This window comes from Hyphomicrobium sp. MC8b (genome assembly GCF_905067615.1).
GTDB lineage: Bacteria > Pseudomonadota > Alphaproteobacteria > Rhizobiales > Hyphomicrobiaceae > Hyphomicrobium_B.
The window spans coordinates 291,147-310,394 of record NZ_LR898465.1 but is presented as its reverse complement, the minus strand read 5'-3'; the positions used below and the strand labels follow the sequence as shown (position 1 = coordinate 310,394).

The following is a 19,248-nucleotide window of genomic DNA, read 5'->3' as shown; positions in this document are numbered from 1 at the left end:
TTCCCGTCCCCCCGGTGACGAGGGAGCAAATTTATAGCGCACCGTCACGCCAGCCGGGATGATCTTCCCCTTGAAGTTAACCGCGAGCGGACGAAATTCGTGCAACAACCTCCTGATCATAAAGACGCAGCCTCCCAAGATCATTTGAGCGTCGTTTTAGGCTTTACGGGAATGCTCTCTGGCGGAGGCAGCGCCGACGAAGTGGCACGCTTTGCGACCGATCATGGCTGGCTCGACGCGAACGGTCAGCTCACCGGCGCCGGAGAACAGCTTGCCCACGCGCTCCTGCAACAGAGCGGAACGCGAACGGTATTTCGTATTTAGTGAGCGGATCTCAGGATCCAGGTTCGCGTTCAAGATAGCCGGATCGCTCACTCAGCCCCGAGCCGCCCCTAGGCGTTTCAGCGGAGCAGACCACCACTGACATCCGAAATCTCTGCTTAAAATTCCATTGCGCGCGCCAGCCAAGACCCTGCACGCACTTTGGCCATGCTTAGCAGCTTTATCGATGCCGGACTCAAAAATCCGAACGCAGAAGCGCGCGCTACGAGCGACGATCTTGCGCGCGCAACAGATGAACGTCTTGCGTCAACGGGAGTGCCGGAAAGCGTGATCGTCACACGCGCGGATCGTCGTGGCCGCCAGCGAGAGCCAAGCTGCCTGCGATCGCGGAAAAGACGACCGCTAGGAAAAGGCATCTGAGAAAAGTCGACTTACGGAACCTCCCTGACTGAAATACAGTCTCATGAGCGGCTGCAGGTTTTGCAAACACTCAGAGCCAAACTTCGGAAGGTTCACGCGGGATGTTTCACGCCCGACATAAAATTTCGAGATGACACCAAGCCCTCCCCCACGAGGCAAGCATATCGAAGCCAATCACTCCGCCGGCTTCGGCAGTGTCCTACGGATTTTTTGCTTCGCTCGGTTGCCGCAAGCACTCATGCTGCACCACCGTCTCTTGCCGCCATGTTTCCGATCGAGAAAAAGCAGCGTGCATTCTTTTGCCTCGCACACCTTAACTTTTGCCAAGTCATCTTTACACAGCATGTTGTCGCGCCCACTGCTGATCAGCGTTTCGGCCAGGAGTGACGAGTTCCGCGCGATCATTCGGATCACAATGCGCCAGCTCGCCTCTTGCACGCATCCTATGCGATGGGAAATTCGGCCTGCTTCCAATTAGGCTCAGGCACATAACTGTGCCCGGCCGGTAACTCGTCGGCGGCTATCGCCTCGACAAGGAGTTGAGCCAAACACGCCTGCCAGTTAGGCTAGACGGCGCTGCGAACCAAAGCGGCGATTACTCCTCGCTCAGCAAGGCTGCAAATGAACATCCGAGGGGATGTTAGACGATCGGACACGATGCGCCAATGGCTTAGCCACTTGGTGATTTTTGTGTTTGTTCTTCGCTCGCTCATCCCCGTCGGCTTCATGCCGGACTTCAGCGGCACTTCGATCGGCGCCTTCCGCATTGTTATTTGTACAGGCTTCGGACAACAAACCGTCGACCTTGACGCCAATGGCCATAAGCTTCCCGCCAAGCCAGGCAGCTCAAAGCATCAGCCTTGTGCATTTTCCATTTCTGCAGTCCCGGACCTGCCGCTGACGGCGATCGCAATTATTCAAAGCGCCCTCGCGACTATCATTTCGCGGGGTCAAATATTCGAGGCCTTGCCGCCCGCGCGGGCAGGACCGGCCCTGGGCTCGCGCGCACCGCCTCAAAGCTCCTGAACCTGTTTGCGACAGCACGCCGTTGATGCCGTGCGCGTCGTAGTCAGCAGGATCAGTCATGCCCATCGCGCCGACATTCGATGTCACCGTGCCTCTGAGACGCCACAAAACGTCTCCTCCAACCAAATTCAATGTAACGAAAGTTCATCCCCCATGACTTCGCGCTGGTATAATGCTGTTTGGCGCTGGCACTTTTATGCCGGTCTCTTTTGCATGCCGTTCGTCATCTGGCTCTCCTGCACCGGCGCGCTTTACTTGTGGCGTCCACAGATCGAAGCGTGGCTCGACCGGCCCTACGACAACCTCTCAGTCAACGGCGCACCTGCTTCTCCCGACGCTCGAGTCTCCGCCGCACTTAACGCCGTCCCTGGATCACAGCTGCGAAAATACTATCTTCCGCAATCACCGACTGACGCGACGCGAATTCTCGTCGGCAAACACGGCGCAATGTCTCGCGTCTATGTCGATCCCTATACGCTCCACGTACTCCACGTCGCCGACGAGGAGAGCCGCCCATTCAGAGTGATCTTCCACCTTCACGGCGAACTGCTTGCCGGCGCATTGGGAAGCTATCTGGTCGAGATCGCGGCCTGCTGGACAATCGTGATGCTGATAACCGGCATGTACCTCTGGTGGCCGCGCGGACGCGGGCTGGCCGGCGTCCTCTATCCGCGCCTGTCGCGCGGCGGCCGCGGCTTATGGCGCGATCTGCACGCGACCGCAGGCTTCTGGATTTCGTTCTTCGCTCTCTTCCTGATCGTAACGGGGTTGCCCTGGGCGAAAGGCTGGGGAACCTACCTGACCGAGATTCGCGAACTCACCGGCACCGCGCGTGGCCCGGTCGATTGGACCATCGGCGGCAAGCCCCCAAAAGCCACCGCAATGACACCTGAGCACCATGCGCACATGTCGGCTGAAGACATGGCATCCGTCACGCGCCCCGGTGAACTCGAACGGGTCATTGCCACAGTCGGGCCATTGAACCTCGCGCAACCCGTATCAATCAAACCGCCTGCGGCAGCGGGAGGACCGTGGCTCGTGGCATCCGAAGCCGCCAATCGGCCGCTGCGAAGCAATTTGACAGTCGACGGCGCGACGGGCCGCGTTATCGAGCGAACCGATTTCGCCGAGCGGCACTGGATCGATCAGACGATCGGCTATGGCGTTGCCGCGCACGAAGGCCAATTGTTCGGCATCGCGAACCAGATCCTCGGCACGCTGACCGCACTCTTCCTCATCGGTCTGTCCGTATCAGGTATCGTCATGTGGTGGAAACGGCGACCGACAGGGATTTTGGGCGCGCCGATGGCACTTGCAAGACCTAAGATCGGCGCTGCACTCGTCGTGTCGATCCTGCTGCTCGCAATCTATATGCCGATGTTTGGCCTGACGCTTGCGCTCGTGCTTCTCATCGAAGCTCTCGCGTTGAGGCAATTGGAATCCGTCCGAAAATGGCTCGGTCTGCGAAGCGTAGAAAAGACTCAGTTGGTCTAATAGGCTTTATCATCGCGCTTCCCGTCGCGCATCAGTCGGCGTGATCGCAATCGCTCGGCGCGGTTTTGCCCGCGAAGCGATCCGCCATCCAATCGACTGACGGCTTTGCAGCATCGCGGCTGATCATTCCATGGCCGACGCCGGGATAGGACAACATCGCGACGCGGCTTCCCGCGGCGCAGAGCAACTTCGCATAAGCAGCCGTCACCGGTGGATCGACAACGACATCGGCAGCCCCTTGCGCGATCAGAACAGGGAGGCTCGGCGGCAGCGTGCCGATCGTATTTTCAGCCAGCAGACGCTTCCAAGGTTCCATGGCGGTCGGATCTTTGACCTTCAAAAACTGTTGCGTCAGCTCCTTGCCGACTATCTGTCGCGGCCGAATATCGATGATGGCTTCGAGACAGATGTTCGCCAATCTGTCGACGTCCGGGACCGCTTCCGCAACGACGATCTCGCTCATTGGCGCGCCAAAGACTCTGTCCCACGACCATAATGTCATCGCGAGTAGGTTCTTGCCCCCCGCCGTCGCGATGTCGTCGCGCATCAGTGCGCTGAGTTCCGTTGCCGGTGCCGCCGCGACCACACCTAGAACCGTCAGATCGGGAGAATAGAGAGCCGCCAATTTTGCCGCGAAAAGCACGGCTTGCCCGCCTTGCGAATGCCCCCACAGAACAGATCGCGTGCTGATATTCGCGCCCGGAAGCTCATGCGCCGCCTGGATCGAATCCAGAACCGCGCGCCCCTCGCTGTCTCCAACCAGATAAGGATGCGGACCCGGCGTTCCCAACCCCGGATAATCCGTCGCCGCGATGGCAAAGCCATGCTCCAGCATCATGCGGAGACCTGGAATCTGCTGAAAGAAAAAGATCGCGAGCGTCGGTGCGCAACGCGGAACGATCCCCGTCGTCGGATGTGCCCAACCGACCACAGGCCAACCGCCCGGCGGCGGCGTTCCTCCAGGAACGATCACCGCGCCCGATACGGCGATCGGCTCACCTTTGAGACCTGTCGAACGATAAAGCACGCGCAGGGTTCGCGCGCCGAACCAGCTGTCGCCCATCGGCTCCGTTCGGATGATCGAACCGGGCGGACCGGCGATCTCAGCCGGCGACGCTTGATAGAAAGCAGACTGAGCCGCCGCCGGATGAGCGCCGCCGGCCGTGATGAGCATCGCACCCGCGGCAACCAAAACCAAAATAGGGCTTCTGGAACGCATGCTGAAAATTCCGGTTGATCACATTATCACACGCCTGTGCACAATCGGGCTTAGTCTAAAATTGCGCTAGAATAAAAAAGCCCAGCGCTCCTCCGGGCATAAAAAAGTCCGGGCACAGCAAGCTGTGTCCGGACCAGTCTTGGGGGGTAGGGGAATTACTGTGCCGCGTTACCGGTGTCCTTATCGACGTTCGCGCGGTGAATGACGTAGGCTCGGATCGCAGCCGCATCGTCATGATTGAGGACCTTGGCGAATGACGCCATACCCGCATTCTGCAGACCACCCTTGAGCAGGATGTCGAACCAGGCATCATCCTTCAGGAAGCGCGAGGCGCGCAGATCGGGATTGACGCGACCGCTGACAACGCCGCCGCCATGGCAGACCGCACAGAACTGATCGAACAGTGCCTCACCTTTGGCAACCGTCTCCTGGCTTGCCGTTTCCGGCGGCGGGTTAAGGACGAACTTCGATTCCGGTGGAAGCGGAGGCAGTTTCGCCGTGCCACCGATCTTGAACACCATCAGCCGACTGATGTTGCGGAGATTGCCGGACGCATTGGAGTTCACGCCTTCCATCAGCGGATAGGCGCCGCCCCAGCCAACGAGAACCGCAACGTACTGCACGCCATCAACCGCATAAGTCATCGGCGGCGCGATTACGGCCGACTGCGTATCGAACAGCCAGAGCTGCTGCCCGTTGTCGGCGCGATAGGCGTTGATGTCACCCGCCGCGGTGCCTTGGAACACGAGGTTACCCGCGGTCGCCAGAGTGCCGCCATTCCACGGCCCCCTATGCGGAACGCGCCAGGCTTCCTTCTGCTTCACCGGATCCCACGCTTGGAGATAACCCTTCACCGGCTGGTCGGGAGAAGCGCCGGAGGCCGTCGCCAAGTTCCAGCCCTGGACTTGTGTCTTGTAGTTCTTATCCGGACCGTAGAACCAAGGAATTTCCTGCGTCGGGATGTAAACGAAGCCCGTCTTCGGACTGTACGACATCGCCTGCCAGCTATGGCCGCCGAGCGGTCCCGGCAGGATCGTCACCTGCTTGCCGGTTTGATCGTAGCGAACTTCCGGGTTCTCGATCGGACGGCCGGTCCGCATGTCGATCCCCTTCGCCCAAGTCTGGGGAATGAAGTTGTTTGCGGAAATCAGCTTACCGGTCTTGCGGTCCAGAACGTAGAAGAAGCCGTTCTTGTTAGCCTGCATCAGAACCTTGCGAGTCCGGCCATGAATCTTGAGGTCGGCTTGCATCAGCTGCTGGACGGCGTCGTAATCCCATTCCTCGCCGGGCGTCACCTGATAATGCCAAACGTATTCACCCGTGTCGGCTTTCAGAGCGATGATCGAAGACACGAACAGATTGTCGCCTTCGCCGCGACTACGAACGGCATGGTTCCATTCAAGACCATTGCCGGTGCCGAAATAAACATAATTGAGTTCCGGATCGTAAGAGATCGCGTCCCAAACCGAGCCGCCGCCGCCGACTTTCCACCACTCGCCGTCCCAGGTCTTCGCCGCCATTTCCATGGCTTTGTTTTCGAACGGCTTCGAGGGATCGCCGGGGATCGTGTAGAAGCGCCAATCGAGCTTGCCCGTCTCGGCGTCATAAGCCGAGATGTAACCACGGATGTGATATTCCGCGCCGCTCACGCCGAGGAACACACGACCATTCGCGACGCGCGGAGCCTGTGTCAGCGTCATAGGCGCTTTGGGATCGACCGTCAGCACGCTCCAGACCGGCTTGCCGGTTTTTTCGTCGAGCGCGATCAGACGGCCATCGAAGGTCGCGATATAGATCTTTCCGTTCCAGGCAGCGACACCACGATTAACGAAATCGCAGCACCCATCGACACCCTTCGCTCGCGGCACCAGTGGATCGTATGACCAGAGCAGTGCACCTGTCTTGCCGTCATAGGCTTTGACGATGCTCCACGCCGTCGAAACGAAAAGCTTGCCGTCGATTGCGAGCGGCGTCCCTTCCTGGCCACGATTGGTCTCAAGGTTCGCGTACCAGGCAAGACCGAGGTCTTTGGCGTTTTTGTCGTTGATGCCCTTGAGCGGGCTGAAGCGCTGCTCACTGTAGGTACGACCATAAGTCAGCCAGTCGCCCGGAGTTTTGTCGGCGTGGACGATGCGCGTCGTATTGACTTCTCCAGCCTGGACGTGTGCCGTCCATGGCAAAACCAGCGCTGACGCGCCGCATGCCGCCAAGACGGCGAGTGAGTGAAGGTTCTTGCGTGGCATCTGAAGCGCAACAGAAGCCGAGGATTGTTTCTCTGGCATTTAAGATCTCTCCTGCGCAGGCGTGAATACCGGCGCGGTAAGTCCCGAATTCTGGGACGATGTGAAATTCCGACTGGGTGTGAAGGATCGGCGTTTACGCGCGATCAAGGCTGCTTCGTGCCCAGATACGCTGCGATGGCGCGAAAATCCTCCGGCGTCATGGAGCCGACGATGCCGCGCATCTGCCCATCGAGATCGTTGTGCCTCATACCGGAGGCGAACTCGACGAGCTGCTGCTGGATGTAGGGGGCCTGCTGGCCTGCGAGCTGCGGAGCGCCCGTCGATTGTCCATCCGGACCGTGACACGACGCGCACGCCGGGATCCCTTTGTCCGCATTGCCCTGATTGTAGAGCTTGGCGCCTGGACTGTTCGCGTCGCCTGATGGCGGCGTACCCAAACCCGGCTGCGCCGACCAATAGGAGGCAAGGTCCGCCATGTCCTGCGTGGAAAGCAGACGCGATATCTGGATCATGTCCCGCCAAGGCCGATCGTCGTTCTTGAAATCCTGAAGCTGCTTGTAGATGGTCAGCGGATTCATGCCGGCAAGCGTCGGCATCAATCCAGCGTTGCTCAGTCCGGCGTGGCCGTGACACGCCTTGCATTGAACCGCGAGAACCGCACCGCGCGTTGCATCCCCGCTCTTGATAATGGCCAGCGTCTTGTCATCGAATGTAACAGTCGATGCCGGTTTATCGGCGGCATACGCCACACTGAAAACGACCGGCGTCGACACCGTAATGACGATCGCCGCCAACGCGGCCAGCCGCCTGAACTTGTGCCGGCCGGCATTGCCGTTCACAGGTTCCTGTTCGCACGTCATGATTGCTCCTACCTGCTCAATATTCGCGGCGCAGATGGATTTCGCTCTTCGAACGCTCCGATTTCGATGCAGCAAACTTTGGGATGACGGCGGCACGAGCAAGCGACCTCAAATTCCAAAATCCCTTCATGGTCAGCTGAACAGAAAACTCGGCACAACTCGCCGCACGAAAGCCCGAAATGCTTCCCTGAGATCCACCAGCGGGCCGAACGGTGCGAAGGTTCTGCCGAAGAACTTTAGAAGGCGGTCTCACAGCCTGGGAGCTTCCGGAATGTCCGCTCCGTGGCCACGAGCTTAAGGTTCACTAGAGCACTGGACACGGATCAATCCGACTAAAGTCCATGACCCACATCCGGTATCGCGAGGGCGTGAACTTGCGGTGCTTAATATCGCCTACACTGCGCGACCCCACATTCCCTGCTGCCTGATTTTCGGCTTCCCGGCCTGTCGTTTCATCAGAACAAGTCGCACAGAAGCACGAGATAGACGACAAAGCTCATCGCTCCGACACGGGGCGAACGATTGCGACGCGCGATCGGATTGCGTTTATCCCAGCGCGATCCGTCTCACAGATAAACTGCGATAGAATATCGATGCAGCATTTCGATCCGGAACTCGAAAGACGCCTCCGGACCTTTGAAACCACGCCCGACAACGACGCGACTTCCAAACCGCGCGATTGGTTTCTGCTCATCGCTCTTGGTATTGTATTTCCCGCAGCACTGCGCATCTGGGGATGGCAGCGGTAACGGCGCCCGCAATTTCACTCTCCTGCCGAGACAGAAATGCGAACTCACTTGAAGAGGCGCATGGCCTCATTCGCCAGCACACCGCCCGCAATATCGATCGGTGCGAACGGCGCTTTCGACGCCACGTATTCTGACGAAATGTCGATCTGTTCGAGCTTGCTCGCAATCTGTTCGACGGATGCCGCGTAGACGAGGCGCCCGATCCCGCACCAGATGATCGCCCCCATGCACATGCAGCACGGTTCGCCCGATGTATAAAGGGTACTGCCCTTCAATTCCTCCGGTCCATGCGTCGTAAGAAAGGTCCGAATGGTAACCATTTCCCCATGCGCCGTCGGATCATGATCGATGCCTGTTCGGTTGTGACCGCGGGCCAGGACCTCTCCATTTTTGACGATGACAGCGCCGAACGGGAAGGCAGCCTCGGCAGCTTCCTGCAGCGCAATCTTCATGAATGTCTCATCCTGCGGCAGGACGGGGGCCATGCGCGCGCCCGCCTCACGCGAGAGCGCGATCGTCGAAGCGACGAGCGTTACCCCGCCTTTGAGAACCGTTCGCCGATGCATCGGACCACCTTCGAGATTTGAAATAGGGATATCGTACCCATTCTGCCCATTGAAGCTTGCGCGTCGATGACCTTCGCAGCGTAGAGCAAACGGAACGTGAACTTCTTACGCCGGAAGAATTCAAGGCTATCTCGGAAATCGGACATATCGAAGCGAACACCAAATTGGTTTTGGCTTCCCGTCTCGATCTCGCTATGCGTCGGCTCCAGACATGGACGAGCACATGGATCGCTAGCGACGATGCTGACCAATCTCAAAATCAACGCACGACGGTTGTGGGACAGCTTGATGGACACCGCCACGTTCGGCGGCACGGAAAAAGGCGGCCTCAAGCGGCTAACGCTCACCGACGAGGACAAGCTTGTCCGTGACTGGTTCAAGACCCAGTGCGAAGCGATAGGTTGTACGGTCAGCATCGACGAGGTCGGCAACATGTTTGCGACCCGCAGCGGACGCGACGACAGCCTTCCCCCGATCGCTATGGGATCGCACCTAGACACCCAACCGACCGGCGGCAAATTCGATGGCATTCTCGGCGTTCTCGCCGCACTCGAAGTCATGCGCACGCTGCACGAGCAGGATTACGAAACGAACGCCCCAATCGAGATCGTCAACTGGACGAACGAGGAAGGCTCGCGCTTTCCGCCAGCCATGCTCGCATCAGGTGTTTTTGCCGGCGTGTTCCCCACCGCGTACGCTTACGAACAAGTCGATCGCAATGGCGTGACGTTCCTGGAAGAGTTGGAGCGGATCGGCTACCGCGGCTCGATGAAAGCCGGCGACCACAAGCTGTCGGCTATGTTCGAGCTTCATATCGAACAGGGCCCGATCCTCGAAGCCGAAAGGAAAATGATCGGCATCGTCACCGGCGTGCAGGGCATGCGCTGGTACGAAGTCAACGTACACGGCCAGGATGCGCACACGGGCGCCACGCCGATGTATCTTCGAAAGAACGCACTGCTCGGGGCCGCCCGTATCGTCGAAGCCGTCGACGCCATCGGCCAGAAGCATCAGCCTGGCGTTGCGACCGTCGGATTGATCGAGAACAAGCCCAACAGTCGCAACGTCGTACCCGGCGATGTCTTCCTGACAGTCGACATGCGCCACCCCGATGAAAATGCACTCGATGCGATGGAAGCGGATTTTAGAGCCGCACTTGAAACGGCCATTCCGGCGCTCGGACTAACCTACGAAGAAAAGAAGATCTGGTCGTCATCCGCCGTGAAGTTTGCACCTGAGCTGATCGACTGTGTCCGTAGCGCGGCTGCGAAATCGAACTTTGGTATGCGCGACATGGTCTCCGGCGCCGGCCACGACGCCGCCTACATCGCCCGCATCGCGCCAACCACGATGATTTTTGTGCCCTGCGAGGGCGGCATCAGTCACAATGAAGCTGAAGCAACAAGCCCGGAAGAATGCGCGGCAGGCGCCCAGGTTCTACTCGACGCCGTGCTCGCATACGACCAGACGCTCGCAAAATGATCGGACCCTATTTGCCGGCCGAGGGATGGTTGCTCAGATAATCGACGATGGGTGCAACGTCCGCATCAGGGACAGGCGCCTTATACACGTTGATCATCTTCTTCACGATTCCTTCCCACGTCGCCTTCGATAGACGCGGCTGGACCGTGACCATCCCGGCCGAATGACAGGTTAAACAGTTATTGTTGACGGGGTCCGCACCGGGACCTGTAAACATCCGCTCTCCCGTCGGCAAATCGAAGCTCTCTGACTTGAAGTCGAAGCTGTCTTTGGCCTGTGCTGTCGCGCCAAGCATCATGACCGCACAGAGAACGCCAAAAGTCTGCGCAAAGCGTTGCATGTCATTCTCCTCAAGCCGCAACGAGATCGACGGTCTCGATGACGTTGCGCATAAAGCCCGACGGATTCCAGTTGGGCTTGTCCGGCTGTACCTCTCCATCGGTGTTGGTGCAGCGAACCATGACGCTCAGCCGCTTACCGGCATCGATTGACGCAATATTGGCGTTCCACTTTCGGAAGCCGTACTTGCCTTCGTCCGCGCCAAGTTGAGCCGCTTGCCAGCTGTGGCCGCCATCGACGGACGTTTCGACTTTGGCAACACCACAATCTCCTCCAAAGGCGATGCCGCGAACAGCATTCGGCGCAGATGCTTTGACGTTGGCGACCGGCGCGACATTGGTGAAAAACGATCGCGGCACCATGCGATTGATCGGAATCATCTTCACGTCCTTCTCACCCGGCTTGATGTTCGCACCGGGCGTATCAGGGATGAGATAGGCTTTCTTCGTCCAAAAATTCTCGTCGGGCGTGTCGAGAATTTCGATGTCCGCCAGCATCTTCATCCAATAGGTCGCATACCATCCGGGCACGATGAGCCTCAGCGGAAATCCGTTGAGGAACGGCAGCGGTTCTCCATTCATGGCATAGGCCACCATGACATCGTCATCACGCGCATGATCGACCGATAGCGACTTCTTGAAATGCGGGCCGCCATCGATAACCGGGGTCTCAAGTCCGGCAAAGCGCACCTGTACGCTCCCAGCCTTCACCCCCGCCGAGTCGAGGAGATCCTTGAGACGGAAACCCGTCCATTTCGCATTGCCCATCGCGCCATTCGCCCATTGGGCGCCCGGCACACGCGGATCGAAGAGGCCGCGGGAGTTTCCCGAACACTGATTGACGGCGGCAAGCTCGACGCGAGGCAGTTTGCGAACGAGTTCAGATAGCGAAAGCGATAACTCGCGCTCGACGTTGCCATGCACTTTAAGACGGAATGTATCGACATCGACGCTTCCGGGGATGCCCGCCCAATGCCAGCGCACATAGAACTGATCGTTGGGAGTGAAGACGCCCTTATCGAATGTTTCCCATGGCGTCTCCAAAAGTGGCGGCCGCGTCCGCTGCAAGATCATCTTTCCCTTCTGCGGAAACGCAGTCGTCATCTCGCGCTCGCCGCCGCCACCGTAAAGCGGCAGATCAATCGCACCGGCCCACGCAGGCGCCGCCATCAAAGCGGCACCTGCCGTGCCAGCGCCGCGCAAAAGCGCCCGCCGCGTCAGCGCGTGTTGATCAAAATCGAAGGACGACATGGACGATCTCCAACAAGAAAAACCGATTGCATTTCTCGTTGCTTGATGAAGACGAGATCGATCGTTTTCGTCCAACAGATCTCTTTGATCGTTTCAATCGCGGTGGCTTTTTGAAGCCGCAAAAGACGGCGCCGATGCCCCCTCTTTGCACGGCACAAAAAGGCCAATTCTGCGCCACATCAGCTCTATTGCGGCCATAGGCTGAAGCTATTGAAGTTGCGACATTTATCCAAATTTTCTATCGCCGGAAGATGCTTATATTGCATCGCGAAAGTTTCGCTTTCGCTGCAACCCACGACCAGGACAAAAGATGTCTCTTATCAACACTGCGATCAAACCGTTCAAAGCCCAAGCGTACAAACAGGGCAAATTCATCGAAGTCTCCGATGCCGACACCAAAGGCAAATGGGCTGTTTTCTTCTTCTATCCAGCCGACTTCACCTTCGTTTGCCCAACCGAACTCGGCGACCTCGCCGACCACTACGCCGAGTTGCAGAAGCTGGGCGTCGAAGTCTTCTCGGTTTCGACCGACACGCACTTCACGCATAAGGCTTGGCACGACAGCTCCGACACGATCGGCAAGATCAAGTACGCGATGATCGGCGACCCGACGGGTGCGATCACCCGCAACTTCGAAGTCATGCGCGAAGGCCAAGGCCTCGCCGACCGCGGCACCTTTATCGTCGATCCGAAGGGCATCATCCAGGCGATGGAAGTGACGGCCGAAGGTATCGGCCGCAACGCCGCCGACCTGCTCCGCAAGGTCAAGGCCGCTCAGTACGTCGCTGCGCATCCAGGCGAGGTTTGCCCCGCGAAGTGGGAAGAGGGCCAGAAGACGCTGGCGCCTTCGCTCGAACTCGTCGGCAAGATTTAAGACGACCACGCCTGATGGCCTTCCCACTCCGGGAAGGCCATCGCGGCAACTCTATGCGCGCACGAACTCAGTTCCCCGGACGACGAACAGGATAACGCCATGCTCGACGACGCTCTCAAATCCCAGCTCAAAGGCTATTTGGAAAAGGTCGTTCGCCCGATCGAGATTCGCGCCGCAGTCGACGCCAGCGCCAAATCCGTCGAGATGGTCAGCCTGTTGACCGACATCACCAACCTCTCCGACAAGATCACGCTGGTCGAAGAGCAGAACAGTCCTGACAGAACTCCATCGTTCGCGCTAACGACTCCCGGCCAGGAGATCAGCCTTCGTTTCGCAGGCATTCCGCTCGGACACGAATTCACATCACTCGTATTGGCGCTGCTCCAGGTCGGCGGCCACCCGCCCCGCGTCGAGCAGGCAGTCATCGACCAAATCCGTGCGCTCGACGGCGACTTCAGTTTCGAGACCTACTTCTCGCTCTCGTGCCAGAACTGTCCCGATGTCGTTCAGGCACTGAACCTGATGGCCGTCCTCAATCCTCGCATCAAGCATGTCGCAATCGACGGCGGCGTCTTTCCTGAAGAAGTCGAAGCCCGCCAGATCATGTCGGTCCCAACCGTCTATCTGAACGGCGATGTATTCGGCCAGGGCCGCATGGACGCCGAACAGATCCTCGCCAAGCTCGACACTGGCGCAGCCGCGCGCAGTGCCGAGAAGATCAAGGCCCAGGAGCCGTTCGAGGTGCTGATCGTCGGTGGCGGCCCGGCCGGCGCGGCCGCCGCTATTTACGCTGCACGCAAAGGCATTCGCACCGGCATCGCCACCGAACGCTTCGGCGGTCAGGTTCTCGACACCGCTGCCATCGAGAACTTTATTTCCGTCCGTCACACCGAAGGCCCGCACCTCGCCGCCGCGCTCGAAGAGCACGTCAAGGAATACGACGTCGAGATCATGAACCTTCAGCGAGCTGAAAAGATTGTCCGCAAGGGCGCGTATCTTGAGGTCGAACTGGCGAACGGCGCAGCGCTGAAATCGAAATCCGTCATCCTCGCGACCGGCGCGCGCTGGCGGCAACTCGGCGTTCCGGGCGAAATGGAATACCGCAACAAGGGCGTCACCTACTGCCCGCACTGCGACGGTCCGCTGTTCAAAGGCAAGCGCGTCGCCGTGATCGGCGGCGGCAACTCGGGTGTCGAGGCGGCAATCGACCTCGCAGGCATCGTCGACCACGTCACGCTGCTCGAACTGGACTTTAAGCTTCGCGCCGACGAGGTCCTGCAGCGCAAGCTCCGCAGCCTGCCGAACGTCGACATCATCACCGGAGCCAAGACGGCAAAAGTCGAAGGAGATGGCCAGAAGGTCGTCGGCATCGCCTACGAAAGCCGTTCGACGTCCGACAAGCGCGTACTGCCGGTCGACGGCATCTTCATTCAGATCGGCCTGTTGCCGAACACGGAGTGGCTGAAAGGCGCACTCGAACTGACGCCGCACGGCGAAATCGTCGTCGACTCGCACAATCGCACCTCGATGCCCGGCGTATTCGCCGCCGGCGACTGCACCACGACACCCTACAAGCAGATCGTCATCGCCCTCGGCGAAGGTGCCAAAGCCTCGCTTGCGGCCTTTGACCACCTTATCCGCATTTCGGCGCCGGACGAAAAAGAGGTCAAAGCCGCTTAAGCTGATCAAGGCCCTGAACAGAGTATGACACTTCGCGAGCTCGAATATCTGGTCGCACTCGCGAAGTATCGTCATTTCGGGCGTGCCGCCGAGGCGTGCCAGGTCAGCCAGCCGACGCTCTCAGCACAAATCAAAAAGCTCGAGGATGAACTGGGCGTCGCTCTCGTCGAGCGCGATTCCCGCGGCGTCATCCTGACGTCCTATGGCCATGAAACCGCAACGAGGGCGCGGCAGATTTTAGTTGAAATCCAGCAGCTTAAGGAAAGCGTTCGGCAGAATCAGAACCCCGAGGCTGGCACCGTCCGCCTCGGCATCTTTCCCACGCTCGGCCCCTACCTGCTCCCTTATCTGGTGCCGCCCACTCGCAAGCGCTTCCCCGATCTGGAACTGCTCCTGATCGAGGAAAAAAGCTCTAACCTGCTCTCGCGCCTGCGTGACGGTGAAATCGATGCCGCCATTCTCGCTTTGCCGATCAACGACAGCCAGCTGCGCACCGAGTTTCTGTTCGAGGAGCGTTTTCTGCTCGCGGTCTCAACCAGTCATCCGTTGGCGCGGCGAACCTCAATCGGTATCGAGGAACTCGTCGATCACGACCTGATGCTGCTGGAGGACGGCCATTGCCTCCGCGATCACGCCCTTGAGGTTTGCCAATTTTCGGGCGCCAACGAGCGATCGTCGTTTCGAGCAACGAGCCTTGAGACACTCCGACAAATGGTGAGCGCCGACGTCGGCATCACGCTCCTGCCGGAACTGGCGACTCTGAACCAGAGTACACTCTCAAACAGTATCCATCTGTTGACGTTCAGTGATTCCGAGCCGAGCCGCCAGATCGCCATGTGCTGGCGCAAAAGCTCAGCACGCGAACCACTCTTCCTGAGCCTCGCCGAGCTGTTCAAGACCTGCGCCAATCAAGTATTGCAGCGACCGGCCGCCTCACAGACACGCGGCCAATCGCGCCCCGCAGCCCGTCGGAAAATCGCATCCTGACTTCGGCAGCGCTGCCGTGCTTCGCTGCAACAGTCCCACACTTTTCACGGATCCAACCTATCCCGGCGATTCCGGCAGCGGCGAATTCGCACTAGTGTTGTCATCGACAACTCAGTCTGGGGGAGATCTGCTGATGATAGATTGGGCCAACAGAGAATTGTCCACCCTTGAAGGTCAGCTTGCGTTCTGGAAAGGCGGCGTGGCGCGCGTTTTCAACGGTCCGGCTTCCGATGACGAGATCACCGAAGCCGTTATCGCAACGCTCGAAAAACACGTCGCCGATTGGCGCGCCCTGATGAGCGAGCATAACATTCCCGTCCAGAAGCTGATCGATACGAACGCTTGACGCGGCGCCATCCCCTTCACGGGAAAACACCACCGCGTCTGCTTCATTTTGTGCTGGGCGCTTAGACTTGCCGCCAGGTCGGCTTGGTCGGGTCTGCAAGTTGGATCTTGACCGGCCCCGTGCCGAAAACCGCGACGACGACGGGCTCTTTGATGCCTGCAGGAACGCCGTCGTAATGCATGGTTCTGGCTGTCCGCTTGACGAAACCGCCAGCCGGAACCTGGACGCAGTCCTGTGGTGCAAAATCCGAACCGCTGTTCACCCACCATGTCCCTGATAGAACCATCTGAATGCGGTCCGTTGCGTAGCTATGCGGTGCGCTGAACCAGCCCGGGTTCCACTTCATCAGAACAAGATACGGCCCCGCTTCGTTGAAGTCGCCGTAGAGCTTGGCCATTTCACCGCTTCCCGGCGGCAGCCCGGTCCAAGGTTCGAATTTGATGTCGCCGTGCTGCAAGACGAACGTCTGCTTCGGATCGATCGGCGCGGCATTCGCAGCTCCCGACGCAAGAGCCAAAGCCGATGACAGAAGAAAAGTGCGGCGTTCCAAAATCATGTCTCCGAATTTCACGTGCATCCCAGCCGCGATGAAGACCGGCATATGTGAAATATAAATTGCGCACCGCGATATCCCAGTCCGGACGGCGATCGGGCCCCGCGCAAAAGGCTTATTTCACTGACGCCGCAAACGGATACGGGGCCCGGCTTGGGGGGTAAGCCGAGCCCCGACTATTGAAGCGGCGCTTGTGGGTGGGGTGAGGGACGGCGCACGCCTCTTGACAAAGCGGACCTGCCTAACGTGAGAGACCATGCCGATAGAGCCACCGATCCGCTTGGCAAATGTATGTGTGCGCCTCTTGAATTGGCGAGGCCACTCAGCCCGCCGAACTAAGTCAATGCAACGAAATAGGCCGAATAGCCTATTCTATTGCGTAAAACCTATGCCGTCCGCTGTGCGGTAACACGTCCCTGTCCAGACTTTAAGAAATCCGGCCTTGATATCCTTCTGGATTAAGTTTGAGGGTACTTTCCGCTGTCGCGGAACGAGCGAGATCCGATGCGCCGTGTATCGTTGAAAGTATTGATTGCAGCCGCGATTTCGGTCGTTTCGCTTTTGCTGACGATTGCCGTGTCCTATGTCATCGGCCACGACGCAGTGAGCCGCCTGGAGCAGGAAATCGGCCAATCTCTGGCGCTGCTCGCCGACGAAATGCAGGACAAGCTCGACCGTGCGATGTTCGAGCGTTTGCAATCTCTCGACAACATGGCGGCGCTCGGCCGTATCCTGCAAAAAACCGACTCACCGGATTCGCTGCGCACGTCTCTCGAAAGATTTCAAAGCGCCTATTCTGATTATTCCTGGATCGGATTTGCCGATCCCAACGGTAAAATTCTGAGCGCGACGGGCGGCGAATACGAGGGTCATAACGTCAAGAACCAGCTTTGGTTCAGGCGCGGACTAAAAGATGCCTACGTCGGCGACGTCAAACTGCCCAACGCCGCCACCACACAGCGCATTCCCCACGAAGGACGCGGTGCATCCGATTTTATCGACCTTGCAGTTCCGGTTTCAGACGACAAGAAAATTATCGGCGTGCTCGGCGCAACGTTAAGCGCAGACTGGGCCGAGGAAGTCCGCGACACGCTTCTTGGCAGCATGAAAGATGCGATCCCCGCAGATGTGATCGTTCTGAACGAAGAGCGCCAAGTTCTGTTCGGGCCCGACGACATCAACGGAAAAACACTCGATTTGCCGAGCATTCGCGCCGCTCGTCCAGGTCATGCCGGCTTTGCCGTCGAGCGCTGGCCGGACAACCGTGCTTACGTCACCGGTTTTTCGAAAAGCGACGGCTATCGCTCGTATACGGGTTTGAACTGGATCGTCCTGGTACGCGAGAACCAGCGGCAGGCCTTTGCCCCCGTCCGCAGCCTCCAGCGCACGATTGCCATCTCCGGAACGATCTTTGCGCTTCTTGCAGCGGCGCTCGCCTGGGTCCTGGCCAGCAAACTATCGCAACCATTGCTGCAGTTGGCCGACGTTGCCGAACGCCTGAGACGCGGCCAGAAACTCGAATTCCCGCAGGTCTCAGGCTATCAGGAAGCCCGTGTCCTCTCGCAATCGCTGCGATCCCTCGTGAAGGAATTGGACGCCCAGAGATCATCTCTCGCGGCCGCCAACCAATCGCTGGAAAGTCAGGTACGAGAACGCACACAGCGGCTCGCTGAGCAGAACATAGGTCTTGAACGAGCGAAGGCCGCCGCCGAAAGCGCGACCGAAGCCAAATCGCGCTTCCTCGCCGCTGCCAGCCATGACTTGCGCCAGCCCCTCCACGCCCTGACATTGTTCGCACGCGCCCTTTCTCGCCGTGTCAGCGGCAACGAGGCGACGACACTCGTGGCGCAAATGGAAGAAGGCCTGCGCGGGCTAAAAGGCATGTTCGATGCGCTGCTGAACGTATCCCGCCTTGACGCGAAACTCATCGAGCCTACGAAAACGCCAGTTTCCATGAGCGAGCTCATCGAACGCATCTCCGTCGGATCGCGCGTCGAAGCTGAGCAAAACGGCTTGAAATTCCTGAGCCGTGGTCGCGATTGGGTAATCGAGACCGACGCTGCCCTGCTCGAAACGATTATCCGCAATCTCGTCTCGAATGCGCTGAAATTTACCAAACACGGCGGCGTCATTCTGGCTGCCCGCTGCCGAGACGGACAGCGCGTCATCGATGTCTACGATACCGGCCCCGGCCTGTCGGATGATCGCCGAGAACAGATCTTCGAAGAATTCTCGCGTGCGGCCCATCGCGCTTACGGCGCAAACGACGGCCTTGGCCTGGGACTGTCCATCGCGCGCCGCTACGCTGAGCTGCTCGATATGCGAATCGCCGTCACTTCAAGACCCGGATACGGCTCGCGTTTCTCCATTGTTTTACCAAAAAACGCCGTCGAACATGTGCAGCGCCCGCCGGCCCTCACAGCGCTCGAGCCCAGCATCAGCGGCATGCGGATTTTGATATTGGACGACGATCCCCTGATAGTCGCTGCACTGACGAAAGACTTGGAAGACCGCGGCAACGTTGCTTTCGGCTACCAACGCAACACCGACGCCGAGGCCGCGCTCGACAACGGCCTCGTCATTGACGCTGCCGTGCTTGACTTCGATTTGCGCGGCGCTGAAACCGGACTTGAATTCATCAGACGAATGGCAAAAAAAACGGGCGAAGAGATTCCAAGCATCCTGTTATCGGGAGGCACCGATTCTGCGACGCTGGCGATCCTTGCCAAAGCTGGGCTTCCGTGGCTAACGAAACCAGCCGATCCTGAGCTTATCGCAGCGACCCTCGGCGCTATCTTGAAAGCTCAAACGAATTCAAAGAACGGCTTTGATTCTGAGTTCGGAGCGGAAATGAATGTCGGTTAATCCAGAGAAACTC

17 protein-coding genes are annotated in these 19,248 nt (G+C 58.8%); 9 read left to right on the top strand and 8 right to left on the bottom strand.

Features of this window, described 5'->3' with window-relative positions; all coding sequences use genetic code 11:
- Positions 1-99 precede the first annotated feature (99 nt).
- Positions 100-324, top strand: a complete 225-nt coding sequence (locus ACLB1Z_RS01580; RefSeq protein ID WP_409561738.1) for a hypothetical protein — start codon at positions 100-102, stop codon at positions 322-324.
- 552 nt (positions 325-876) lie between these two features.
- Here the strand turns inward: ACLB1Z_RS01580 and ACLB1Z_RS01575 are convergent.
- The gene (locus ACLB1Z_RS01575; protein ID WP_409563324.1) at positions 877-1,047 is read right to left on the bottom strand and encodes a CGNR zinc finger domain-containing protein; all 171 of its coding nucleotides are present in this window, start codon (positions 1,045-1,047) and stop codon (positions 877-879) included.
- Between the two features lie 834 nt (positions 1,048-1,881).
- On the opposite strand from ACLB1Z_RS01575, the gene ACLB1Z_RS01570 reads away from it, so the two are divergent.
- Positions 1,882-3,222, top strand: a complete 1,341-nt coding sequence (locus tag ACLB1Z_RS01570; protein WP_409561737.1) for a PepSY-associated TM helix domain-containing protein — start codon at positions 1,882-1,884, stop codon at positions 3,220-3,222.
- Between the two features lie 31 nt (positions 3,223-3,253).
- Here ACLB1Z_RS01570 and ACLB1Z_RS01565 read toward each other — a convergent pair whose 3' ends face one another.
- From ACLB1Z_RS01565 to ACLB1Z_RS01555, 3 genes are all read right to left on the bottom strand, one after another.
- Complete coding sequence (locus ACLB1Z_RS01565; RefSeq protein WP_409561736.1) at positions 3,254-4,441, bottom strand: alpha/beta fold hydrolase; 1,188 nt, start codon at positions 4,439-4,441, stop codon at positions 3,254-3,256.
- A gap of 155 nt (positions 4,442-4,596) precedes the next feature.
- Positions 4,597-6,723 carry a PQQ-dependent dehydrogenase, methanol/ethanol family gene (locus tag ACLB1Z_RS01560; RefSeq protein WP_409561735.1) on the bottom strand — a complete coding sequence of 709 codons (2,127 nt, stop codon included), beginning with the start codon at positions 6,721-6,723 and terminating at the stop codon, positions 4,597-4,599.
- 104 nt (positions 6,724-6,827) lie between these two features.
- Positions 6,828-7,544, bottom strand: coding sequence for a c-type cytochrome (locus tag ACLB1Z_RS01555; protein ID WP_409561734.1), 717 nt, complete (start codon positions 7,542-7,544; stop codon positions 6,828-6,830).
- Between the two features lie 593 nt (positions 7,545-8,137).
- On the opposite strand from ACLB1Z_RS01555, the gene ACLB1Z_RS01550 reads away from it, so the two are divergent.
- Positions 8,138-8,293, top strand: a complete 156-nt coding sequence (locus ACLB1Z_RS01550; protein WP_409561733.1) for a hypothetical protein — start codon at positions 8,138-8,140, stop codon at positions 8,291-8,293.
- Positions 8,294-8,337: 44 nt separating this feature from the next.
- On the opposite strand, the gene ACLB1Z_RS01545 is transcribed toward ACLB1Z_RS01550, so the two are convergent.
- Positions 8,338-8,859, bottom strand: a complete 522-nt coding sequence (locus tag ACLB1Z_RS01545) for a nucleoside deaminase (RefSeq protein WP_409561732.1) — start codon at positions 8,857-8,859, stop codon at positions 8,338-8,340.
- A 240-nt stretch (positions 8,860-9,099) separates the two neighbouring features.
- Between ACLB1Z_RS01545 and ACLB1Z_RS01540 the strand changes: the two genes are divergently transcribed.
- Complete coding sequence (locus ACLB1Z_RS01540; protein WP_409561731.1) at positions 9,100-10,341, top strand: Zn-dependent hydrolase; 1,242 nt, start codon at positions 9,100-9,102, stop codon at positions 10,339-10,341.
- Between the two features lie 7 nt (positions 10,342-10,348).
- Here the strand turns inward: ACLB1Z_RS01540 and ACLB1Z_RS01535 are convergent, their stop codons facing one another.
- A complete protein-coding gene (locus ACLB1Z_RS01535; protein ID WP_409561730.1) occupies positions 10,349-10,681 on the bottom strand; it encodes a cytochrome c in 333 nt (110 codons plus the stop codon).
- Positions 10,682-10,691: 10 nt separating this feature from the next.
- On the bottom strand, positions 10,692-11,930 hold the full coding sequence (locus ACLB1Z_RS01530; RefSeq protein WP_409561729.1) for a molybdopterin-dependent oxidoreductase: 1,239 nt from the start codon (positions 11,928-11,930) through the stop codon (positions 10,692-10,694).
- Positions 11,931-12,240: 310 nt separating this feature from the next.
- Between ACLB1Z_RS01530 and ahpC the strand changes: the two genes are divergently transcribed.
- From ahpC to ACLB1Z_RS01510, 4 genes are all read left to right on the top strand, one after another.
- Positions 12,241-12,804: an alkyl hydroperoxide reductase subunit C gene (gene ahpC / locus ACLB1Z_RS01525; RefSeq protein ID WP_409561728.1), complete on the top strand. Its 564-nt coding sequence runs from the start codon at positions 12,241-12,243 to the stop codon at positions 12,802-12,804.
- Between the two features lie 99 nt (positions 12,805-12,903).
- Positions 12,904-14,484: an alkyl hydroperoxide reductase subunit F gene (gene ahpF / locus ACLB1Z_RS01520; protein ID WP_409561727.1), complete on the top strand. Its 1,581-nt coding sequence runs from the start codon at positions 12,904-12,906 to the stop codon at positions 14,482-14,484.
- Between the two features lie 24 nt (positions 14,485-14,508).
- The gene (locus ACLB1Z_RS01515) at positions 14,509-15,471 is read left to right on the top strand and encodes a LysR substrate-binding domain-containing protein (RefSeq protein WP_409561726.1); all 963 of its coding nucleotides are present in this window, start codon (positions 14,509-14,511) and stop codon (positions 15,469-15,471) included.
- A gap of 133 nt (positions 15,472-15,604) precedes the next feature.
- Complete coding sequence (locus ACLB1Z_RS01510; protein WP_013950449.1) at positions 15,605-15,817, top strand: hypothetical protein; 213 nt, start codon at positions 15,605-15,607, stop codon at positions 15,815-15,817.
- A 61-nt stretch (positions 15,818-15,878) separates the two neighbouring features.
- Here ACLB1Z_RS01510 and ACLB1Z_RS01505 read toward each other — a convergent pair whose 3' ends face one another.
- A complete protein-coding gene (locus ACLB1Z_RS01505) occupies positions 15,879-16,373 on the bottom strand; it encodes a tat pathway signal sequence (protein WP_409561725.1) in 495 nt (164 codons plus the stop codon).
- Between the two features lie 501 nt (positions 16,374-16,874).
- On the opposite strand from ACLB1Z_RS01505, the gene ACLB1Z_RS01500 reads away from it, so the two are divergent.
- Positions 16,875-19,235 carry an ATP-binding protein gene (locus ACLB1Z_RS01500; RefSeq protein WP_409561724.1) on the top strand — a complete coding sequence of 787 codons (2,361 nt, stop codon included), beginning with the start codon at positions 16,875-16,877 and terminating at the stop codon, positions 19,233-19,235.
- Positions 19,236-19,248: the final 13 nt, after the last annotated feature.

Bases quoted from the DNA above. Each gene is read 5' to 3' on its own strand.
- ACLB1Z_RS01540 (WP_409561731.1), top strand. From the start codon at position 9,100: ATGCTGACCAATCTCAAAATCAACGCACGACGGTTGTGGGACAGCTTG.
- ACLB1Z_RS01570 (WP_409561737.1), top strand. From the start codon at position 1,882: ATGACTTCGCGCTGGTATAATGCTGTTTGGCGCTGGCACTTTTATGCC.
- ACLB1Z_RS01575 (WP_409563324.1), bottom strand. From the start codon at position 1,047: ATGCTGTGTAAAGATGACTTGGCAAAAGTTAAGGTGTGCGAGGCAAAA.
- ACLB1Z_RS01530 (WP_409561729.1), bottom strand. From the start codon at position 11,930: ATGTCGTCCTTCGATTTTGATCAACACGCGCTGACGCGGCGGGCGCTT.
- ACLB1Z_RS01505 (WP_409561725.1), bottom strand. From the start codon at position 16,373: ATGATTTTGGAACGCCGCACTTTTCTTCTGTCATCGGCTTTGGCTCTT.
- ahpC (WP_409561728.1), top strand. From the start codon at position 12,241: ATGTCTCTTATCAACACTGCGATCAAACCGTTCAAAGCCCAAGCGTAC.
- ACLB1Z_RS01500 (WP_409561724.1), top strand. From the start codon at position 16,875: ATGCGCCGTGTATCGTTGAAAGTATTGATTGCAGCCGCGATTTCGGTC.
- ACLB1Z_RS01515 (WP_409561726.1), top strand. From the start codon at position 14,509: ATGACACTTCGCGAGCTCGAATATCTGGTCGCACTCGCGAAGTATCGT.
- ACLB1Z_RS01555 (WP_409561734.1), bottom strand. From the start codon at position 7,544: ATGACGTGCGAACAGGAACCTGTGAACGGCAATGCCGGCCGGCACAAG.
- ACLB1Z_RS01550 (WP_409561733.1), top strand. From the start codon at position 8,138: ATGCAGCATTTCGATCCGGAACTCGAAAGACGCCTCCGGACCTTTGAA.
- ahpF (WP_409561727.1), top strand. From the start codon at position 12,904: ATGCTCGACGACGCTCTCAAATCCCAGCTCAAAGGCTATTTGGAAAAG.
- ACLB1Z_RS01545 (WP_409561732.1), bottom strand. From the start codon at position 8,859: ATGCATCGGCGAACGGTTCTCAAAGGCGGGGTAACGCTCGTCGCTTCG.
- ACLB1Z_RS01535 (WP_409561730.1), bottom strand. From the start codon at position 10,681: ATGCAACGCTTTGCGCAGACTTTTGGCGTTCTCTGTGCGGTCATGATG.
- ACLB1Z_RS01565 (WP_409561736.1), bottom strand. From the start codon at position 4,441: ATGCGTTCCAGAAGCCCTATTTTGGTTTTGGTTGCCGCGGGTGCGATG.
- ACLB1Z_RS01560 (WP_409561735.1), bottom strand. From the start codon at position 6,723: ATGCCAGAGAAACAATCCTCGGCTTCTGTTGCGCTTCAGATGCCACGC.
- ACLB1Z_RS01510 (WP_013950449.1), top strand. From the start codon at position 15,605: ATGATAGATTGGGCCAACAGAGAATTGTCCACCCTTGAAGGTCAGCTT.